This window comes from Halomonas urumqiensis, assembly GCF_003028575.1.
Taxonomy (GTDB): domain Bacteria; phylum Pseudomonadota; class Gammaproteobacteria; order Pseudomonadales; family Halomonadaceae; genus Halomonas; species Halomonas urumqiensis.
On sequence record NZ_PYUD01000008.1, the window covers coordinates 24,816 to 42,117 of the forward strand.

General features: G+C 65.4%; 16 protein-coding genes and 1 tRNA gene. 7 read left to right on the top strand and 10 right to left on the bottom strand.

Annotated elements, in window-relative coordinates; all coding sequences use genetic code 11:
* Positions 1-2: 2 nt before the first annotated feature.
* The 7 genes from ribF to rplU all read right to left on the bottom strand — a co-directional run bounded on the left by ribF (position 3) and on the right by rplU (position 6,521).
* Positions 3-1,043 carry a bifunctional riboflavin kinase/FAD synthetase gene (gene ribF, locus C6V82_RS15780; protein WP_102588177.1) on the bottom strand — a complete coding sequence of 347 codons (1,041 nt, stop codon included), beginning with the start codon at positions 1,041-1,043 and terminating at the stop codon, positions 3-5.
* A gap of 140 nt (positions 1,044-1,183) precedes the next feature.
* Positions 1,184-2,758 carry a murein biosynthesis integral membrane protein MurJ gene (gene murJ, locus C6V82_RS15785; protein WP_268248479.1) on the bottom strand — a complete coding sequence of 525 codons (1,575 nt, stop codon included), beginning with the start codon at positions 2,756-2,758 and terminating at the stop codon, positions 1,184-1,186.
* Between the two features lie 191 nt (positions 2,759-2,949).
* Positions 2,950-3,216: a 30S ribosomal protein S20 gene (gene rpsT, locus C6V82_RS15790; RefSeq protein WP_102588175.1), complete on the bottom strand. Its 267-nt coding sequence runs from the start codon at positions 3,214-3,216 to the stop codon at positions 2,950-2,952.
* A 219-nt stretch (positions 3,217-3,435) separates the two neighbouring features.
* Complete coding sequence (gene proB / locus C6V82_RS15795; protein WP_102588174.1) at positions 3,436-4,575, bottom strand: glutamate 5-kinase; 1,140 nt, start codon at positions 4,573-4,575, stop codon at positions 3,436-3,438.
* A gap of 69 nt (positions 4,576-4,644) precedes the next feature.
* A complete protein-coding gene (gene cgtA / locus C6V82_RS15800; RefSeq protein ID WP_102588173.1) occupies positions 4,645-5,832 on the bottom strand; it encodes an Obg family GTPase CgtA in 1,188 nt (395 codons plus the stop codon).
* Between the two features lie 85 nt (positions 5,833-5,917).
* Entirely contained in the window at positions 5,918-6,175 is a 258-nt protein-coding gene (gene rpmA / locus C6V82_RS15805; RefSeq protein WP_102588172.1) for a 50S ribosomal protein L27, read from the bottom strand.
* Between the two features lie 34 nt (positions 6,176-6,209).
* Positions 6,210-6,521, bottom strand: a complete 312-nt coding sequence (rplU, locus tag C6V82_RS15810) for a 50S ribosomal protein L21 (protein WP_102588171.1) — start codon at positions 6,519-6,521, stop codon at positions 6,210-6,212.
* A gap of 284 nt (positions 6,522-6,805) precedes the next feature.
* Here rplU and ispB point away from each other — a divergent pair, with 284 nt between their 5' ends.
* A complete protein-coding gene (gene ispB, locus C6V82_RS15815) occupies positions 6,806-7,807 on the top strand; it encodes an octaprenyl diphosphate synthase (protein ID WP_102588170.1) in 1,002 nt (333 codons plus the stop codon).
* 77 nt (positions 7,808-7,884) lie between these two features.
* Positions 7,885-7,961 (top strand) — tRNA-Pro (locus tag C6V82_RS15820).
* 58 nt (positions 7,962-8,019) lie between these two features.
* On the opposite strand, the gene C6V82_RS15825 is transcribed toward C6V82_RS15820, so the two are convergent.
* Together C6V82_RS15825 and C6V82_RS15830 are read right to left on the bottom strand one after the other, a co-directional pair.
* Positions 8,020-9,603 carry a phospholipase D family protein gene (locus C6V82_RS15825; protein WP_229843232.1) on the bottom strand — a complete coding sequence of 528 codons (1,584 nt, stop codon included), beginning with the start codon at positions 9,601-9,603 and terminating at the stop codon, positions 8,020-8,022.
* A complete protein-coding gene (locus C6V82_RS15830) occupies positions 9,584-9,823 on the bottom strand; it encodes a hypothetical protein (protein WP_102588169.1) in 240 nt (79 codons plus the stop codon). The genes C6V82_RS15825 and C6V82_RS15830 overlap by 20 nt, the downstream gene beginning before the upstream one ends.
* Positions 9,824-9,925: 102 nt before the next feature.
* Here C6V82_RS15830 and C6V82_RS15835 point away from each other — a divergent pair, with 102 nt between their 5' ends.
* Positions 9,926-10,804: a redoxin family protein gene (locus tag C6V82_RS15835; protein WP_308430839.1), complete on the top strand. Its 879-nt coding sequence runs from the start codon at positions 9,926-9,928 to the stop codon at positions 10,802-10,804.
* Between the two features lie 137 nt (positions 10,805-10,941).
* Positions 10,942-13,887: an RNA polymerase-associated protein RapA gene (rapA, locus tag C6V82_RS15840; RefSeq protein WP_102588168.1), complete on the top strand. Its 2,946-nt coding sequence runs from the start codon at positions 10,942-10,944 to the stop codon at positions 13,885-13,887.
* A gap of 10 nt (positions 13,888-13,897) precedes the next feature.
* On the opposite strand, the gene C6V82_RS15845 is transcribed toward rapA, so the two are convergent.
* Positions 13,898-14,803, bottom strand: a complete 906-nt coding sequence (locus C6V82_RS15845; RefSeq protein ID WP_102588167.1) for a TIGR01777 family oxidoreductase — start codon at positions 14,801-14,803, stop codon at positions 13,898-13,900.
* Between the two features lie 89 nt (positions 14,804-14,892).
* On the opposite strand from C6V82_RS15845, the gene C6V82_RS15850 reads away from it, so the two are divergent.
* Genes C6V82_RS15850 through C6V82_RS15860 form a run of 3 tightly spaced genes read left to right on the top strand, consistent with a single transcriptional unit; the run spans position 14,893 to position 17,294 of the window.
* A complete protein-coding gene (locus tag C6V82_RS15850; protein WP_102588166.1) occupies positions 14,893-15,954 on the top strand; it encodes an NAD(P)/FAD-dependent oxidoreductase in 1,062 nt (353 codons plus the stop codon).
* Positions 15,955-15,972: 18 nt separating this feature from the next.
* Positions 15,973-16,368 carry a sirohydrochlorin chelatase gene (locus tag C6V82_RS15855; protein WP_102588165.1) on the top strand — a complete coding sequence of 132 codons (396 nt, stop codon included), beginning with the start codon at positions 15,973-15,975 and terminating at the stop codon, positions 16,366-16,368.
* Positions 16,365-17,294, top strand: a complete 930-nt coding sequence (locus C6V82_RS15860; RefSeq protein WP_102588164.1) for a MerR family transcriptional regulator — start codon at positions 16,365-16,367, stop codon at positions 17,292-17,294. The genes C6V82_RS15855 and C6V82_RS15860 overlap by 4 nt, the downstream gene beginning before the upstream one ends.
* The last annotated feature ends 8 nt before the right edge of the window (positions 17,295-17,302 follow it).

A 17,302-nucleotide genomic window follows, 5' to 3' on the forward strand; every position in this document is an offset into this window, starting at 1 on the left:
GGTCAGCCGTCGTCGTGGTCGGCGGGTCGGCCCGCCGAGGAATCGGAAGTCACGGTCTCGCGCGCCAGCGGCGCCGATGCCAGAGGAAGAGAGTCATGGTTGCCGCTCGCCCGGGCCCGCTCGGCGAAGAAGCCGCGAGCACGCGCCTGGTCGGCATGAATCTGGCGCTTGAGCGCCTCGAAATCGTCGAACTTCACCTCGCCACGCAACTTGGCGCAGGGAAACACGTCGAGGCGTTGGCCGTATAAGTCACCATCGAAATCGAACAGGTGCACTTCAAGCACCGGCCTGGTACTGCCCACCGTCGGTCGCCAGCCGATGTTGGCCACCCCCGGCAGGTGGCGGCCATCCGGCAACTCGCTGACCACCGCATAAACGCCCTGCAGGGCCAGGGGGCGAGGCGGCTGCGGCAGGTTGGCGGTGGGCACGCCGATGGTGCGACCGAGTTGCTGGTCGGCCACCACACGCCCACCCAACCGGTAGGGCCGACCCAGCAGGCGCGAGGCGGCATCGAAGTTGCCGCTGGCCAGCAGGGTCCGCACCCGGGTACTCGAGACCCGCTCATCGTCCAGCGTGAAGGTACGGGTGTGTTCGACCCCGAAACCTCGCCTCTCGCCCACTTCGGTCAACAGGTGGAAATCGCCGCGCCGGTCGCAGCCGAAGCGAAAATCGTCGCCCACCACCAGATGACGCACGCCCAGGCCCGCGATCAGCACCTTCTCGACGAATTCCTCGGCGGTGAGGCTGCGCAGGGCGTCATTGAATGGCAAGCACAACACTCGCTCCACCCCGGCATCACCCAGCAAGCGCACCTTGTCGCTCAGCCGGGTCAGCCTTGGTGGTGCCTGGTCACCGGCGAAGAACTCGCGGGGCTGCGGCTCGAACACCACCACGATCACAGGCAATTGCAGCTTGCGGGCCTGTTCGCGACACTGTTCCAGAATCGCCTGATGGCCGCGATGAACCCCATCGAAGTTTCCGATGGTGGCCACGCAGCCACGGTGCTCGTCGCGCAGGTTGTGCAGTCCTCGGATCACTTGCATGACATTCGCCACGGGCCCCGTTGAAGATTACGTGCGTAAAAACCTCGATTATACCGGACAGCCGGCCCCTTGACAGCCGCACCAGCTGGCTGCAGGGAGCGATGTCTCATGTCCGCCCCGCCAACGCCACGAGATGGCCCTCAGCTTTTCATGCGGAAGTGCCGAATACGCACCCCTGTGGCAGCAAGCCAGGCGAAATAGACCGCCGCCCCGACCACCACCAGCAGCGCCAGCCAGCTGACACGCGTCCACACTCCCCAGCCCAGCCAGGCCTGCCAATCGGGGGCGAGCCAGGCAAGGCCGACCCCCAGCACCGCGCAGCCGCCCAGCAACTGGACCGCATAGCGCCCCCAGCCGGGCTGAAAGACCAGCACGCCTTCCTTGCGCAACAGCCAGCCCAGCAGGCCCGCATTCATGAACGCCGACAGTGCCGTGGCGAGTGCCAGGCCGGCATGGGCCAATGGCCAGATCAACAGCAGGTTGAGGACCATGTTGGCGACCATGGCGATGATGCCAACCTTGACCGGCGTACTGGTGTTCTGGCGGGCGAAGAACCCCGGCGCCAGCACCTTGATCAACATGAAGGCGACCAGCCCGAATGCATAGGCACGCAGGCTCATGGCCGCCATGGCGATATCCTGCTCGGTCATGGCGCCGTAATGGAACAGCGAGATCAGCAGCGGCTCGGCCAGCAGCGCCAGCGCCAGCGCGGCCGGAAGCCCCAGCAACAATACCGCGCGAATCGCCCAGTCGAGCATCGCCGCGAAGTGCTCGCTGGACTGCTCGGCATGGCGCTTGGACAGCGCCGGCAGGATCACCGTGCCAATCGCGATGCCGAACACCCCCAGCGGCAGTTCCACCAGCCGGTCGGAGTAGTAGAGCCAGGAGACGCTGCCCGGCGCCAGCAACGAGGCCAGCACAGTATCCAGCAGCAGGTTGATCTGCGAGACCGAGACGCCGAACAGCGCCGGCGCCATCAGCAACATGATCCGCCTGACCCCGGGGTGGGCGAAGTTCGGCCAGGGCCGTGGCGCCAGCCCCAGGCGCACCAGGAACGGCACCTGGAAGGCGAGCTGCGCGACGCCTGCGATCAGCACGCCCCAGGCCAGCCCCATGGCCGGCTCGCTCATCAGCGGCGTCAGCAGCAACGCCGCTCCGATCAACGAGATATTCAACAGCACCGGGGTGAAGGCCGGCACCGCGAAGCGATTCCAGGTGTTGAGCACGCTGCCCGAGAAGGCGGTCAGCGAAATCAGCAGCAGGTAGGGAAAGGTGAGCCGCAGCATGTCGGCGGTCAACGCCAGCTTTTCCGGGTCGCGACCGAAGCCAGGCGCGAAGACCCACACAAGCCACGGGGCGGCAAGCATGAACAGCGCGGTAAGCAACGCCAGCACCACGGTAAGGCTGCCGGAGACGGCATCGAGCAACTCACGCACTTCCCGCCTGCTGCCGCGCGTGGCGTATTCCGAGAGCACCGGCACGAAGGCCTGGTTGAATGCTCCCTCGGCAAACAGGCGACGCATGAAATTGGGGATCTTGAAGGCGACGAAGAAAGCATCCGCGCCACTGCCGGCCCCGAACAGCGCGGCCACCACCACGTCACGCGCCAGCCCCATCACCCGCGAGAGCATGGTCATGACGCTGACAATCAGGCCTGAACGCGCAAGGCCCCCGGCCTTGGGCGCTACCACCCGGTCACCTTCGGCAAGCGGCAAGGGGGGAGCCGGCTCGGTGGGCCGTTCGGGGTCAGGCGGCGATTCGCGGTCCGTCACTCGTCACTTCCTCTCTTGGCCTTCTTCCCGGGCATGAAACCCAGCCACAAAAAAACCGGCCGCAGCCGGTTTTTTGTGGAACGCTCATGGCGATCGAATATCGATCAGCCGCGCTCCAATGACATCCGGCCTGCTCAGGCAGCCAGCGCCTTGATACGCTTGTTCAGGCGGCTCTTCAGGCGTGCGGCCTTCTTCTTGGAGAGCACGTCCTTGTCGGCGATACGGTCAATGACCGGCTGCGCCTTCTGGAACGCGGTCATGGCTTCGGCGTGGTCGCCGCCATTGATCGCCGTGATCACGCGCTTGATGTAGGTGCGCACCATGGAGCGCTGGCTGGCCTTCAGGACACGACGGCCTTCGGACTGACGGGCGCGCTTGCGGGCTTGCTTGCTGTTTGCCACTGAACTGTCTCCTTGGAGATTCTGTCGCCACCAGATTCCCGGTGGCTTCGATAACGTATTGATCCGGCAGGAAGGTTTTTACCTTTCCGCCGGTATGGCCATCTGGCCGACCGCTTGACATCAGCGATCGTTCACGGGCCGTGTCTGAGAGGATGGCGTATGCTACCACAGCCCTCGATGTGCTTGCTAGCGCTGCTGCCCTGCCAGCAGAGCCATCGCCTACAGCACCACCAGGTTGTCGCGGTGAATCAGCTCCGGCGCTTCCATGAAGCCAAGAATCGCCTCGATCTGGTGGCTGGGTTTGCCGAGAAGGCGCGCGGCATCCTCGGCACCGTAGTTGACCAAGCCCTTGGCGATACGCCGCCCCTGCTCGTCGACACACAGCACCATGTCGCCGCGCACGAAATTGCCGGAAACCGCCCTGACCCCGACCGGCAGCAGGCTGGAACCACGGCTCTGCAGCACCTTCACGGCGCCGGCGTCCAGCGTCAGGCTGCCGCGCACCTGCAACTGCCCAGCCAACCAACGCTTGCGCGCCGCCATCGGCGCCTGATCGGGACTGAGCAGCGTGCCAAGGCGCTCCCCCGCCACCAGCCGGCTGAGGACCTCGGGCTGGCGACCACTGGCGATGACCGTGCAGGCGCCAGAGCGCGCCGCCAGGCGTGCAGCCTGCAACTTGGTGGCCATGCCACCACGCCCAAGGGCACCGCCACCTCCAGCCATGGCAGTGAAGGCCGGGTCGTCGGCACGCCCTTCGTGAATCAGCGTAGCAGCCGGGTTGTGGCGCGGGTCGGCATCATAAAGCCCTTCCTGGTCGGTGAGGATGACCAGCGCATCGGCCTCCAGCAGGTTGGCGACGAGTGCCCCCAGGGTGTCGTTGTCACCGAAACGGATCTCATCGGTGACAACGGTATCGTTCTCGTTGATCACCGGCACCACGCGCAGGTCGACCAACGTGCGCAGCGCCGAGCGGGCGTTCAGGTAACGCTTGCGATTGGAGAGGTCATCGTGGGTCAAAAGCACCTGGGCGGTGAGCAGGCCGTGGCGGGCGAAGTGCCCTTCGTAGCACTCGGTCAGGCCGTTCTGGCCCACCGCAGCGGCGGCCTGCAGCTCATGCACCGCCGAAGGCCGCACCTGCCAGCCGAGCCGCACCATGCCCGCCGCCACTGCCCCGGAGGACACCAGCACCACCTCGACACCCGCCAAGTGCAAGGCGGCAATCTGATCGACCCAGCCGCCTATGGCAGGCTCGTCGAGACCACGACCGTCATTGGTCAGCAGCGCACTGCCAATCTTCACCACCACCCGGCGCGCACCGGTCAAGGCCTTGCGCCCCCCGGCCTGCTGCTTCGTTTCCATTCTTACCGACTCCGCCGAATATCAGGCTCTCATCATCTCAACCAAGCCAGCACTACCCACCCGTTTTGCTCAAGGCGCGTATTCGACCTCGACATCAAAATCATCGTCGTCGAAATCGTCATCGTCTTCATCTTCGCGCTTGCGCTTGCGACCCAGCCGCGCCTCGGTGCGGGCCACGGCTTCGTCTTCCATGCGGGCACGCATCTCGCGGGCGCGCTCGGCGGCTTCCTCGTCCTCGTTCTCGAGTCGACGCTGCTCGGTCAACCAGCGATGCGCGGCCTGCACCAGCGGGTCAGTGCCGTCGCTTGAGATCGCCGAAATACGAAACACCGGCCCTTCCCACGCTAGACGACGAACGATCTCATCGGCGCGCGCCTCGCGCTCCTCCTCGGGCAGCAGGTCGAGCTTGTTGAGCACCAGCCAGCGCGGCAGTTCGGCCAGCGCCGGCGAGAATTCACCGAGCTCGTGGATGATCGCCTCGGCGGCTTCCACCGGGTCGGATTCATCGAACGGCGCGACATCCACCACGTGGAACAGCAGGCGGGTGCGCGTCAGGTGCTTGAGAAACCTCAGCCCCAGCCCCGCGCCATCCGATGCTCCCTCGATCAACCCCGGCACATCGGCCATCACGAAGTGCTCGTGCATGCCAAGCTTCACCACGCCAAGATTGGGCACCAAGGTAGTGAAGGGGTAGTTGGCGACCTTGGGCTTGGCGGCGGACACCGCGCGGATCAGTGTCGACTTGCCGGCATTGGGCATGCCCAGCAGCCCCACGTCGGCCATCACCTTCATCTCCAGGCGCAGGGTGCGGCGTTCGCCCTCGGTGCCGGGCGTGGTACGGCGCGGCGCGCGGTTGGTCGATGACTTGAAGTGGATGTTGCCAAGCCCACGCCGGCCGGCCTGGGCCACCAGCACCACCTGGCCGATCTCGGTGACATCGGCGATCACCTCGAGAGTGTCCTCGTCGATCACCGTGGTGCCCACCGGCACCTTGATGTGCAGATCATCGCCAGCCTTGCCGCTCATCTGCCGCCCCATGCCGGGCTGACCATTCTGGGCCTTGTAGAAGCGCTGGTACTTGAAGTCGATCAGGGTATTCAGCGCATCGTCACCGATCAGGTAGACGCTGCCGCCATGGCCGCCATCGCCACCATCGGGGCCACCCTTGGGCACGTACTTCTCGCGGCGGAAGCTCAGGCAACCGTTACCGCCCTTGCCGGCTTCCACGATGATCGAGGCTTCGTCGACGAACTGCATCTGTCTCTCTCCAGACGGCACCTGCCGTCATGATACAAGAAGGCCCCGCCTGGGCGGGGCCTTCTCACTGCAAGCGCGGGCGGTCTCAGGCAGAGACGACGCTGACGAACTTGCGGCTGTGCGGACCCTTGGTCTCGAACTTGACGACACCGTCGTTCAGGGCGAACAGGGTGTGGTCGCGGCCAAGGCCGACGCCGGTACCGGCGTGGAACTTGGTGCCGCGCTGACGCACGATGATGTTGCCGGCGGTGACGACCTGGCCACCGAACAGCTTCACACCAAGGCGTTTGGATTCGGAATCGCGACCGTTGCGCGTGGAGCCGGCTGCCTTCTTATGAGCCATTGCAAATACCTCGCTCGTTCAGGGGAGTTACCGCTTATGCGGAGATCCCGGTGATCTTGACTTCAGTGAACCACTGACGGTGGCCCTGACGCTTCATGTGGTGCTTGCGACGACGGAACTTGATGATGGTCACCTTGTCGCCACGGCCGTGAGCGACGACCTCGGCGGACACCTTGGCGCCATCGACCAGCGGCGCGCCGACAGTCACGTCGTCGCCATCGGCAACCAGCAGCACTTCGTCGAACGCGACGCTTTCGCCGGTCGGCACTTCCAGCTTCTCGAGCTTGAGAGTCTGGCCTTCCTGAACGCGGTACTGCTTGCCACCGCTCTTGATTACTGCGTACATGCTATCTCTCCAGGACTCATCGGGTTGTGCTCTTCATCGACCTGCGGCGAGTGGCGCCCCTTCCGGCAGCCATCTGACAGGGAGCGAGATGAGTGGGTCGCGGATTATAACGATAGCCGCGCGCGCAGACAACCCATCTTGGGCCAAACGCCACGCCACCACCTCGCGCCCCTGGGCCGGACGCATGCCAGCGGGCCTGCGACCGATTACCTTGACGCCCCCATGGGCGGCCCATAGCATGACCTGCAACCCAGGCCTTTTCCTTACTGTGTCGATATCGCCTAATGCCATCCAACGCCTCGCCCGCCCCTCATACCGACTCGCCCTCGCCGATCCATGCCGTGGTGGCCGAGGACTTCGCCGCCGTCAACCAGACCATCCTCGACCAACTCGCCTCGCGGGTACCACTGGTCGAGACTATCGGCCAGTACATCATCGAGAGCGGCGGCAAGCGCCTACGCCCGTTGCTGGTGCTGCTGGCGGCGCGTTCGCTCGGGTATGACGGGAGCCGCCATGTAACGCTGGCCACGCTGATCGAGTTCATGCACACCTCCACACTGTTGCATGACGACGTGGTCGATGAATCCCACATGCGGCGCGGCAAAGCCACCGCCAACGACGCCTGGGGCAACGCCCCTTCGGTGTTGGTCGGCGACTTTCTCTATTCGCGTTCGTTCCAGATGATGGTCGAAGTGGGCTCGATGCGCATCATGGAAGTCCTGTCGGCCGCCACCTGCACCATCGCCGAGGGTGAAGTCCAGCAGTTGACCAACGTCGGCAACCCCGACACCGACGAGGCCGCCTACTTCGAGACCATCCAGGGCAAGACCGCGATGCTGTTCGAGGCCGCCAGCCACAGTGGCGCCATCGTGGCCGAGGCTAACCCGGAGCAGGAAGCCGCGCTGCAATATTACGGCCGCTACCTGGGGCTCGCCTTCCAGTTGATCGACGACCTGCTCGACTACCAGGGCGATGCCGCGGCGATGGGCAAGAATGTCGGCGACGACCTCGCCGAGGGCAAGCCGACCCTGCCGCTGATTCATGCCATGGCCAAGGGCACGCCCGAGCAGGCCAAGTTGATTCGCCAGGCGATCCGCAAGGGCGGCCTCGAGCATCTCGACGAAGTACTGGCCATTGTCACCGACACCGGCGCCCTGGACTACACCCGCGCACGTGCCGAGGAAATGGCCGCCAAGGCCCTCGAGCAACTCGCCGCACTACCGCCCAGCCGCTACCGCGACAGCATGGCCGAACTGGCCCGCCTGGCGGTCGACCGACAGGCATGAGGGAAGCCCACGCAAGGCTTGCAAAGCCACGCCTGGCGGGTATAATTCGTCTCCGTTGAGGCACAAGCCCAACGCGTCGGAGCGTAGCTCAGCTTGGTAGAGCGCTGCCTTCGGGAGGCAGAGGTCGTAGGTTCGAATCCTGTCGCTCCGACCAAAGAACATAGCAAAAACCGCCACTTACGGATCAATCCGGGTGGCGGTTTTTTGTTGCTTCACAGCCAGCGTTCCAGCCCCAGCACGCGGCTGAGCCAGGCGTTGAGCCGGCGCCAGGCGTTGCCCGGTTCACGTTCGAGCTTCACCGGCGCGCCATCTTCCCGGGTCAGCCAGGCAAGCTTGCCCTCGGCATCGAGCTCCACTGAATAACTCACGGTGGGCTGCGCCCCTTCCTTCACCAGCGCCTCGAAGTCGGCGGCCAGCCCTTCGCTGATTGCCAGCACGCCCACCTCGCTATTCCACCAGACCGAGCGTGGGTCGGCATTCGGTGAGCCCACGAAGACCATGTCGTCGTCGATCCCCAATGCCTTGATGTGCAGCGCCGATGCCGAGGTGCCTGGCACGCCAATGGCGACTTCATCCGGATTGTCGTGCCTTACGCGCAGCTCGAAGAGCTCAACACCACTTTCGAGCAGCGCTTCCCGATGGGGCATGTAGGCGCCATGCGCCATCGGCACATCGGTGGCTTCCAGGGAGTTTGTCACCACCCTGATGTCGACATCGCTGCGAGCCAGTGATTGCAGCCACTGGCTGCCCGCCTCGGTGGGCACGAAATAGGCCGACACCAAGCTGAGTTTTTCGCTGGGCGTGGTGCGCCGCCATAACTGCCCGGCCATGGTGTCATCGAGTGCCGGCGTATGGTGATAGCCAGGCTTGCCGGGCGGGTCCCAGAAGGCTTCAGCCTCGCCCCAGCGCAGGTCGTCGACCAGCCGATTACGGTCGCGCTCGTCGCGGCGTTCACGCAGGGCGGCGAAGTAGTCGGTTTTCTCCTCGTCATCGAGCCTTGCCGCCAGTTCATCACGCAACACCTGCCAGGCATCGGCGGCGGCTCGGTGGAAGCGACCCACCGGTTGCGCCAGGCCATGATTCCAGTAGAGATCAAAGCTGCGAGACAGTGGTGTCACCACATCACCCAGGGTCAGCATATCGAGGTCGGCGAAATTGCGCGGCTCGCTGGCGTTGTAGTATTCGTCCCCCAGGTTGCGGCCGCCCACGATGGCCAGCGCATTGTCGGCGATCCACAACTTGTTGTGCATGCGCCGATGATGGCGGTTGAACACCGACGCGGTGGCAAGTACCCGCGCCACAAGGTGGCTGCGCCCGATCGGCAAGGGGTGAAAGACGCGCACCTCGATGTTGGGGTGACTATCCAATGACGCCAGGCGACGCCCCTGGCCAATCGCGCCGATATCATCCAGCAGCAGGCGCACCTCGACCCCCCGGTCGGCGGCCAACAGCACTTGGTGCAGCAGAATGCGCGTGGTCAACCCATCTCCCATCAGGTACGTCTGGATATCCAGACGACGTTCGGCGCGCGCCGTCAGCAGGGCGCGAACCGCAAAGGCATCGCGGCCATCGGCCAGGAGCGCGAAGGCGCTCGTGTCTTCCTGGGGAGCGGCCTGTTCGGCCACCCACTGCCCCAGCCGGGTGTCTGCCACTTCCCACGGGGCAAGCGCCACCCGATGCTCACGGCTGACGGGGGTAGCGCTGCAGCCAGTCATCAGCAGTAGCGAAAGCAGGCACCAGAGCAGGCCTGAAGGCACGACGGAGCGTCGCGCGTGGTCAGGCAGCATCGTCGTCATCGGCCAGGCGTCGCACCATTGCCTTGCGCGCGCGATTGCGACGGTAAAGGCGAACCAGGGCGATCGCTAGCGCCGCCGCCACCATGGCGGCAAGGGTCAAGCCCTGCCAGGGGCGCGCGGCGTCCCTCATGACGGTTTCGAGGGTGATGATCAGAATGAAGCCCAGCGCCTGGCTGGCAATCGCCAGGGCGCGCAGGGTATCGAAAGCTTGCTTGGCCATGGGCCTCCCGCGAGATGACAGCCAAGCCTGCCGACAGTAGGCTTGGCAACTCGATACTTGGAATTTCTGTATGCAACTGCCGCGAATCGGCAGGATGCCACAGTGTACCCGCTCGCGCGCCGGTCGCCGACCCTCGCGCCTGCCAACCACATGCTTGCCGCCAAGGAGTCACTCTTCCCAATGGATGCCATCGCCCTGGGCCCCGTGCTCATTTCCGTGCCCCGGCTCTACGCCATCGGTGCGGCGTTGCTGTTGCTGGTTGCCAGCCTATGGCTGCTTGGCATGCCACGCCGCGCTCATGCGCGCTGGTTCAACGGCCTGGTGATCGCCTGGGTGCTGGGGGCGCGCCTGGGCTACGTGGCCATGCACCCGGACGCCTATGCCGCGGCCCCGCTGGATGTGCTGAAGATCTGGCAACCGGGGTTTCACGGCATCTGGGGGATGCTGGCGGCGCTGGTGTGGAGCGCCTGGGCACTGCGTGACCATGTGCTGCGCATGATCGGCGCCATGGCCATGGTGGTGGGGAGCTCCAGCCTGTGGCTGGTACTGGTGACCCTGGCACCACTGGGCAACCCGATGCCGCTTGCCGAGTTGCCCGACCTGGAGCTGCAGACCCTCGAAGGGGAGGCGGTCAATCTGCGCCAGCTGCGCGGCGAGCGGGTGGTGATCAACCTGTGGGCCACCTGGTGCCCGCCCTGCCTGCGCGAGATGCCGCTGCTGGAGGAGGCCGATGCCCGGGACGGCGTCACCGTCGTGGTGGTCAACCAGGGTGAGGAGCTACTGCAGGTGATTCGCTACCTGGACGACCAGGCGCTCGAGTTCCGCTATCCGCTGCTCGACCCACGCCAGGAGCTGATGGTGATCATGGAGTCCCCGGGGCTGCCCACCACCATGCTGTTCGATGCCGAGGGGCGTGCCATGGAGCGTCACGTGGGGGAGCTCTCACGCGCCCAGTTGGACAGCTGGCTGCAGGGGGATTGAACCGGTCATTACCACGTCCGCAAACGGTGCACCATACTTAAGCCGGATCGCGCTTTGCTGTAAGATACCGCGCCCTGTTGTTGCCGCCCCGCGAGGGCGGTCCCGAGCGCAACGTTTTCAGCATCCTCCGAGGCATCATGAGCGATTTTTCTCCCGGCCAGCGCTGGATCAGCGACGGCGAAGCCGAACTTGGCCTGGGCACCATCCTGAGCTGTGACCCACGCAGCGTCACCGTGCTCTTCGGGGCCAGTCAGGAAACCCGCACCTACAGCAGCCGTCAGGCCCCGCTTACCCGAGTGGCCTTTGGCAGTGGCGACCGCATCCGCGCCGCCAGCGGCTGGACCTTGACCGTTGATGACAGCAAGGAGTCGGAAGGGCTGATCGTCTACATCGGCGAGGATGAGCAGGGTGAGCTGCGCGAACTTCCCGAAGCGCAACTGGCCGACACCATGCAGTTCGACCAGGCTCGCGACCGCCTGCTCACCGGGCAGGTGGATCGCAACGACTGGTTCGACCTGCGCTTTCGCACCCTGCATCACCACCATCGCGTCGAACAGAACCCAGCGCTGGGCCTGGCCGGCCCGCGTATCGACCTGATCCCCCACCAGCTGTACATCGCCGACGAAGTAGCGCGCCGTCATGCGCCGCGCGTACTGCTGGCCGACGAGGTCGGGCTTGGCAAGACCATCGAAGCCGGGCTGATCCTGCATCGCCTGCTGCTCACCGGACGTGCCGAGCGTGCCCTGGTGCTGGTGCCGGCAAGCCTTACGCACCAGTGGCTGGTGGAATTGCTGCGCCGCTTTGCCCTGGAAGTGACGCTGCTCGACGAACAACAGAGCCTGGCCCATGGCGACAGCAACCCCTTCGAGACGGGTCAGTTGGTGCTGGCAAGCCAGGATTGGCTGTTCGCCAACCCCCATCGTCAGGCCCAGGCCCAGGCGTGCCAGTGGGATCTCTTGATCGTCGACGAGGCCCACCATCTCGACTGGAGCCCGGACCATGCCGGTCCCGGCTACGCCTGTGTGGGGCGCCTGGCGGCGGATGTTCCCGGCTTGCTGCTGCTGACCGCCACGCCCGAGCAGATGGGCCTCGAGAGCCACTTCGCCAGGTTACGGCTGCTCGACCCGGACCGTTACCATAGCCTCGAGCGCTTCAAGGAAGAGGAGCAACACTACGTCGAGGTCGCCGAGGCCATCGATGCCCTGGAGCGACTGCCCGGCAGCGCCGAGGATCACGCGCGCCTCGCCGCGGTGATGGACGAGGCGGACAGCCTGGCACTGCTCGACACCCTGGCCAACCCCGAGAGTGGCGAGCCTCAGCAGGCCAATGCTCGCCAGCAACTGCGCGATCAGTTGCTCGACCGCCACGGCACCGGCCGGGTGATGTTCCGCAACAGCCGGCGACATGTCGGCGGTTTCCCGGAACGTCGCCTGCATGTCACCGAACTCGAGCCGCCCTCCTCCTACCGCCGTGTGCTGGGTCGCCTCGAACGCGACGAGGACTATCTGGACGAGCTGCTGATCGAGACCGGGCTCGACCATCCCGAGGTACTGATCTATCTCGACAGCATGTACAGGGCACTGTCTGATGACCCGCTGAACACGGAACCCTGGTGGCAGTTCGACCCGCGCGTGACCTGGCTGATGGAGAAGCTGGCCGATACCGGCGAGAGCGGCTTCGCCAACGACAAGGTGCTGGTCATCGCCCATGACCGCGAGACCGCCCAGGGTCTGGCCGAGGGACTGCGCGTTCTCGGCGGCATGCACGCCCCGGTCTTTCACGAAGGCTTGTCGCTGGTGGAGCGCGACCGCGCCGCCGCCGCGTTCGCCGATGAGGAAGAGGGCAGCCAGGTGCTGGTGTGCTCGGAAATCGGCTCAGAGGGCCGCAACTTCCAGTTCTGCCGCCACCTGGTGATGTTCGACCTGCCATTGCATCCCGATCAACTCGAACAGCGCATCGGCCGCCTCGACCGTATCGGCCAGCGCCATGCCATCGAGCTGCATGTGCCGGTGTTCACGGGCAGCCCCGGCGAGAAGCTGCTGCGCTGGTACCGCGAGGGAATGGATGCCTTCAGTGCCCCGCACGCGGTGGGCAGCGAGATATTCGATGCCTTCGGTGATGCACTGGCCGATGCGCTGCTCGACGAGGAGAGCCTGACGGAAGTGATCACCGAGACCCGGGCGCTGTTCGAAAGCCGCCTGGCCGAACGCGACGCTGGCCGTAATCGCTTGCTCGAGCTCAATGCCTGTCGCCATGAGCGCGCCGACGAAGTCGCCGCGGCGATTCGTGAACTCGACGAGGACCGCGCCCTGCCCCGCTACCTGGAACTGGCGCTGGACATCTTCGGCGTCGACAGCCAGGAGCTGGGGGGCGGTATCATGCATCTGCAACCCAGCCCGCAGATGCTCGATGGCCTGCCGGGGCTTGCCAAGGGCGAGGATGGCTTCTCGGCCACGTTCTCGCGCTCCCGGGCCCTGGCGCGCGACGACGTGCATAGGCTCTCCTGGGAGCACCCGCTGTTGCGCGAGATGATGGGGCGGATCATCGACGGCACCATGGGCAACACCGCGCTGGCATTGCTCAAGCATCCGTCACTGCCGGCCGGCCGGGTGATGGCCGAACTGATTTTCCGCACGCACTGCCCGGCCCCCAGAACCCTGCACCTCAACCGCTTCCTGCCGCCCACCGCGGTGCGCGTGCTGCTCGACGAATCCGGGGTTAACCTGACTGACAAGATCTCGTTCACCGGCCTTTCGAAGAACCTGCGCAAGGTCAAGAAGGCGATGGCTCGCGACCTGATACGCAGCCGCCTGGACGCCCTGCGCGAGCTGCTCGATCGCGGCGAGCAGGAAGCCGAGCGCGAGCTTCCCAGCATCGTGGAGTCGGCCCAGGTGCGCATGCGTGAAGAGTTGGACGGTGAACTCGCTCGCCTCGTCGCGCTGGCCCGCCACAACCCCGCGGTGCGCGACGACGAACTCACCGCGCTACGCGACGAACGCAGCGCACTGGATACGGCCATCGAAGGGACCCGCCTGCGCCTTGACGCGGTGCGGGTGATCGTGACTGTGGGGGAAGAAAGCTAGGTCAGGAGCATCAGTTCAGGATATCCGCCAGCGCCTTTTCAAGGGTCTCGAAGCGGAACTCGAAGCCCGCTTCGAGCAGGCGTGCCGGGCGCATGTCGGCACCGGTCAACAGCAGGCGTGACATCTCGCCGAACATGGTCTCGAGCGCGATGGCCGGCACTGGCAAGCGTGCTGGCCGGCCTAGCTGCTTGGCCAGGATGCGCGTGAACTCGGCGTTGGTGACGGGGTGTGGGGCACTGCCATTGAACGGGCCCGACAGGTCGTCGCGCTCGATCAGGAACTGGATCATCCGCACCAGGTCTTCGCGATGCACCCAGGGCATGAACTGACGACCATCGCCGAAGCGCCCGCCAACCCCCAGCTTGAAAGGCGGCAACATTTTCTGCAGGCTGCCGCCGCCATTATCCAGCACCAGGCCGATACGCAGCAGCGCCACGCGGGTACCGAAATCCTCGGCCTCTCGGGCGGTGTCTTCCCAGCGTTTGCACAGGCGATGCGCGAACTCGTCGTGGGCATGGGTCTGCTCGGTGACCTCGCGGTCGCCCTGGTCGCCGTAGTAGCCCATGGCCGAGCCGGAGACCATCACCCGCGGCGGCTTGCCACCGGTAAGCTTGAGCTGTTCGCAGAGGATCACCAGGTCGCGGGTGATATTGACGCGCGAATCGATCAACCGCTCCTTCTGGCTATCGCTCCAGCGACCCGCGGCGATCGACTCACCCGCCAGGTTGACGATGGCCTCCGGCGGGGTATCCACGAAGTCCAGCACCGAGCGGCGAATATCAGCGCCCTTGGGCAGCCGTGAACGAACCGCCTCCGGGTCGCGAGACACCACCAGCACGCGATGGCCGGCTTCTACCAGGCGCTGGCAGAGGCGCTGGCCAACGAAACCGCTCCCTCCGGTGATCAACACACGCATGGCGGTTCCCTCCTTATCGCCCATGAGTTATACAGCTGTTGTACACTTCTGCTAGTCTAGTTGACAACGTAAATCGCCGTGAGCACGTGATGACAGCCCAACCCACTATCGCCACCGCCATCATTGGGGCCGGCATCGCTGGACTTGCCTGCGCAAGGGTGCTTGCCGCAGCGAATCAGCCAGTCGTCCTGTTCGACAAGGGACGGGGACCTGGCGGCCGAATGTCCAGTCGTCGCCTGGGGGATGCCAGCGTAGAGCTGGGTGCCCAATTCTTCAGCGTACGCCATGACACCTTTCGCCGGGAGGTCCAAGACTGGCGCCAGGCCGGCGTCATTGGTGCATGGCCCGATTCCATGTGGACGCTGGGTGATGGGCTGGGTGATGGGAAATGGCAGCGACATCATGACAACCTGCCACGCCTCACCGGCTCGCCGCGCATGAGCGCGGTGGCGCGCCACCTGGCCGAGGGCCTGACACTCAACTGCGAAACGCGCATCGAACACCTGGAGCACGATGGACAAGCCTGGTGGCTGATCGACCAGCGACAGACTCGCCACGGCCCCTTTGCGCGTGTCGTGATCAGCGCACCCTCGCCGCAGGCGCACGCCCTGGTGGCCCCCCACGATAGCCAGCTAGCCGGGGAGTGCGAGGCAGTCGTCCAGCGTCCATGCTGGGCGGCCTGGGCATGTTTCGATGCGCCACTGCCGACCCTGCCGGGGGTCGACGATGACTGGCAGGCAGTGCGCCTGGGGCCGAGCATCAGTGGGAACCCGCTGCGCTTCGTTGCCCGCAACGGCCTCAAGCCGGGACGCGCGGGCCAGGGGGAGACACTCAGCCTGCTGGCCCACCTCGACTGGAGCGAGGCCCACCTGGAGCGCCCTGCCGAAGAGGTCGCCGCCGAATTGCTGGCCGCCTTTGCCGATGCCCTGCCCGGCCAGGTAGCGCTACCTGACCCCACCTCCCTGGGGGCTCACCGCTGGCGCTATGCCCAACCAGACGTGTTTGCCCGCGGCGAGGCCATCAATCGTGATCATCGCCTGTCTGCCAGTGGTCTGGCACTTTGTGGTGATGGCTTTCGTGGCCCACGAATCGAGGATGCCTGGTTGTCGGGCCACCACCTCGGCGACGTCTTGGCCACAGCCGCTTCCTGACCTTTTCTGGAGACCCCAATGCGCGACGCCACCACGTCCTATGCCTTGATATTGCTGGCCCATGGCTCCAGCGACCCCAATTGGCGAGCCCCTTTCGAGAACTTCCATGCGGCGCTGGCCACCCGGCTCGACACCCCGCTGCGACTGGCCTACATGGAACTCTGTGAGCCTTCGCTAGAATCCACGGTGGCCGAACTGGCCGAGGCCGGAGTCGAGCGTGCCGACATCCTGCCATTGTTCTTCGCCGCCGGGCGTCACCTGCGCAAGGATGTGCCCGGCCAGGTCGACGCCTTGGCACAGGAAGTACCAGGCGTTCGACTGACCTTGTTGCCACCAGTGGGAGAACATCCGGCGTTCGTCGAGGCCCTGGCGACGGTGATTGCCGAGCAGGCCGGGGAGTCTCATGAACCATGAGTGAGCAGGCACCCCACACCGGCGACACACCGTTGTACCCGATTCGCGAAGTGTCGCGCATCACCGGCGTCAACTCGGTGACCCTGCGCGCCTGGGAGCGTCGCTACGGGCTGATCAAGCCTCAGCGGACCCCCAAGGGACATCGCCTGTATGCCCGCGAGGACATCGCGCGGGTAGAACAGATCCTGCAATGGCTCAACCGCGGCGTGCCCGTGAGCCAGGTTCGCGAATTGCTTGACCGACCCACGCCAATGGAGCCCCAGCCACCGGATACCAGCGACTGGTCGAGCCAACGCACCCAACTGATGACCGCGGTGGCTGCACTCGACCAGCATCGCCTTGACATGCTGTTCAGCCAGTCATTGTCGCTCTACCCGGTATCGGTATGCATCGCCGAGCTGTGGCAGCCGGTGATCCAGGCGCTTGAAGAAGGCTGGGGGGAGCGCCTGGGCGACACCCTGCAGCGGCGATTTCTGGAAGCCTTCCTGCGCACCCGAATCGGCACCCGATTGCTGCACGCCAACCGCGTCGTGCAGGGGCCTGCCCTGCTGATCTCGGCCATGCCGGAAGACCCCGGCTCACTGTGGGTATTGCTGGTGGCGCTTGCGGCAAGCGACAAGGGGTTCGAGGTCCAGCTGTTCGATGCGCCACTACCCTTCAGCGAACTCCCCCTGGCAGTGGAGCACTTGCATGCCGGCGCACTGTTACTGGCCAGCGGTCAGGCCGAGAAGTCGGACCTCGTCAGGCGCCAGCTACCCCGGCTCGCCGAACAACTCGATGTACCGCTGGCGCTGTGTGGCCCGGTAGCGCGTATTCGGGCAAGCGAGCTGACCGGAAGCCAAGTCGAGGTGCTGGGTGACGATCTTGGCCAGGCGATGGTTCGGCTCAAGGCCCTGTTGCCACAGGGTAGCGCCACCAGCCGCTGAGCCACCAG

Excerpts from the sequence above, each read along its gene's own strand:
- ribF (WP_102588177.1), bottom strand. The coding sequence starts at position 1,043 with ATGCAAGTGATCCGAGGACTGCACAACCTGCGCGACGAGCACCGTGGC.
- proB (WP_102588174.1), bottom strand. The coding sequence starts at position 4,575 with ATGGAAACGAAGCAGCAGGCCGGGGGGCGCAAGGCCTTGACCGGTGCG.
- cgtA (WP_102588173.1), bottom strand. The coding sequence starts at position 5,832 with ATGCAGTTCGTCGACGAAGCCTCGATCATCGTGGAAGCCGGCAAGGGC.
- rpmA (WP_102588172.1), bottom strand. The coding sequence starts at position 6,175 with ATGGCTCATAAGAAGGCAGCCGGCTCCACGCGCAACGGTCGCGATTCC.
- rplU (WP_102588171.1), bottom strand. The coding sequence starts at position 6,521 with ATGTACGCAGTAATCAAGAGCGGTGGCAAGCAGTACCGCGTTCAGGAA.
- ispB (WP_102588170.1), top strand. The coding sequence starts at position 6,806 with ATGCCATCCAACGCCTCGCCCGCCCCTCATACCGACTCGCCCTCGCCG.
- C6V82_RS15825 (WP_229843232.1), bottom strand. The coding sequence starts at position 9,603 with ATGACGACGATGCTGCCTGACCACGCGCGACGCTCCGTCGTGCCTTCA.
- C6V82_RS15830 (WP_102588169.1), bottom strand. The coding sequence starts at position 9,823 with ATGGCCAAGCAAGCTTTCGATACCCTGCGCGCCCTGGCGATTGCCAGC.
- rapA (WP_102588168.1), top strand. The coding sequence starts at position 10,942 with ATGAGCGATTTTTCTCCCGGCCAGCGCTGGATCAGCGACGGCGAAGCC.
- C6V82_RS15845 (WP_102588167.1), bottom strand. The coding sequence starts at position 14,803 with ATGCGTGTGTTGATCACCGGAGGGAGCGGTTTCGTTGGCCAGCGCCTC.
- C6V82_RS15850 (WP_102588166.1), top strand. The coding sequence starts at position 14,893 with ATGACAGCCCAACCCACTATCGCCACCGCCATCATTGGGGCCGGCATC.
- C6V82_RS15855 (WP_102588165.1), top strand. The coding sequence starts at position 15,973 with ATGCGCGACGCCACCACGTCCTATGCCTTGATATTGCTGGCCCATGGC.
- C6V82_RS15860 (WP_102588164.1), top strand. The coding sequence starts at position 16,365 with ATGAGTGAGCAGGCACCCCACACCGGCGACACACCGTTGTACCCGATT.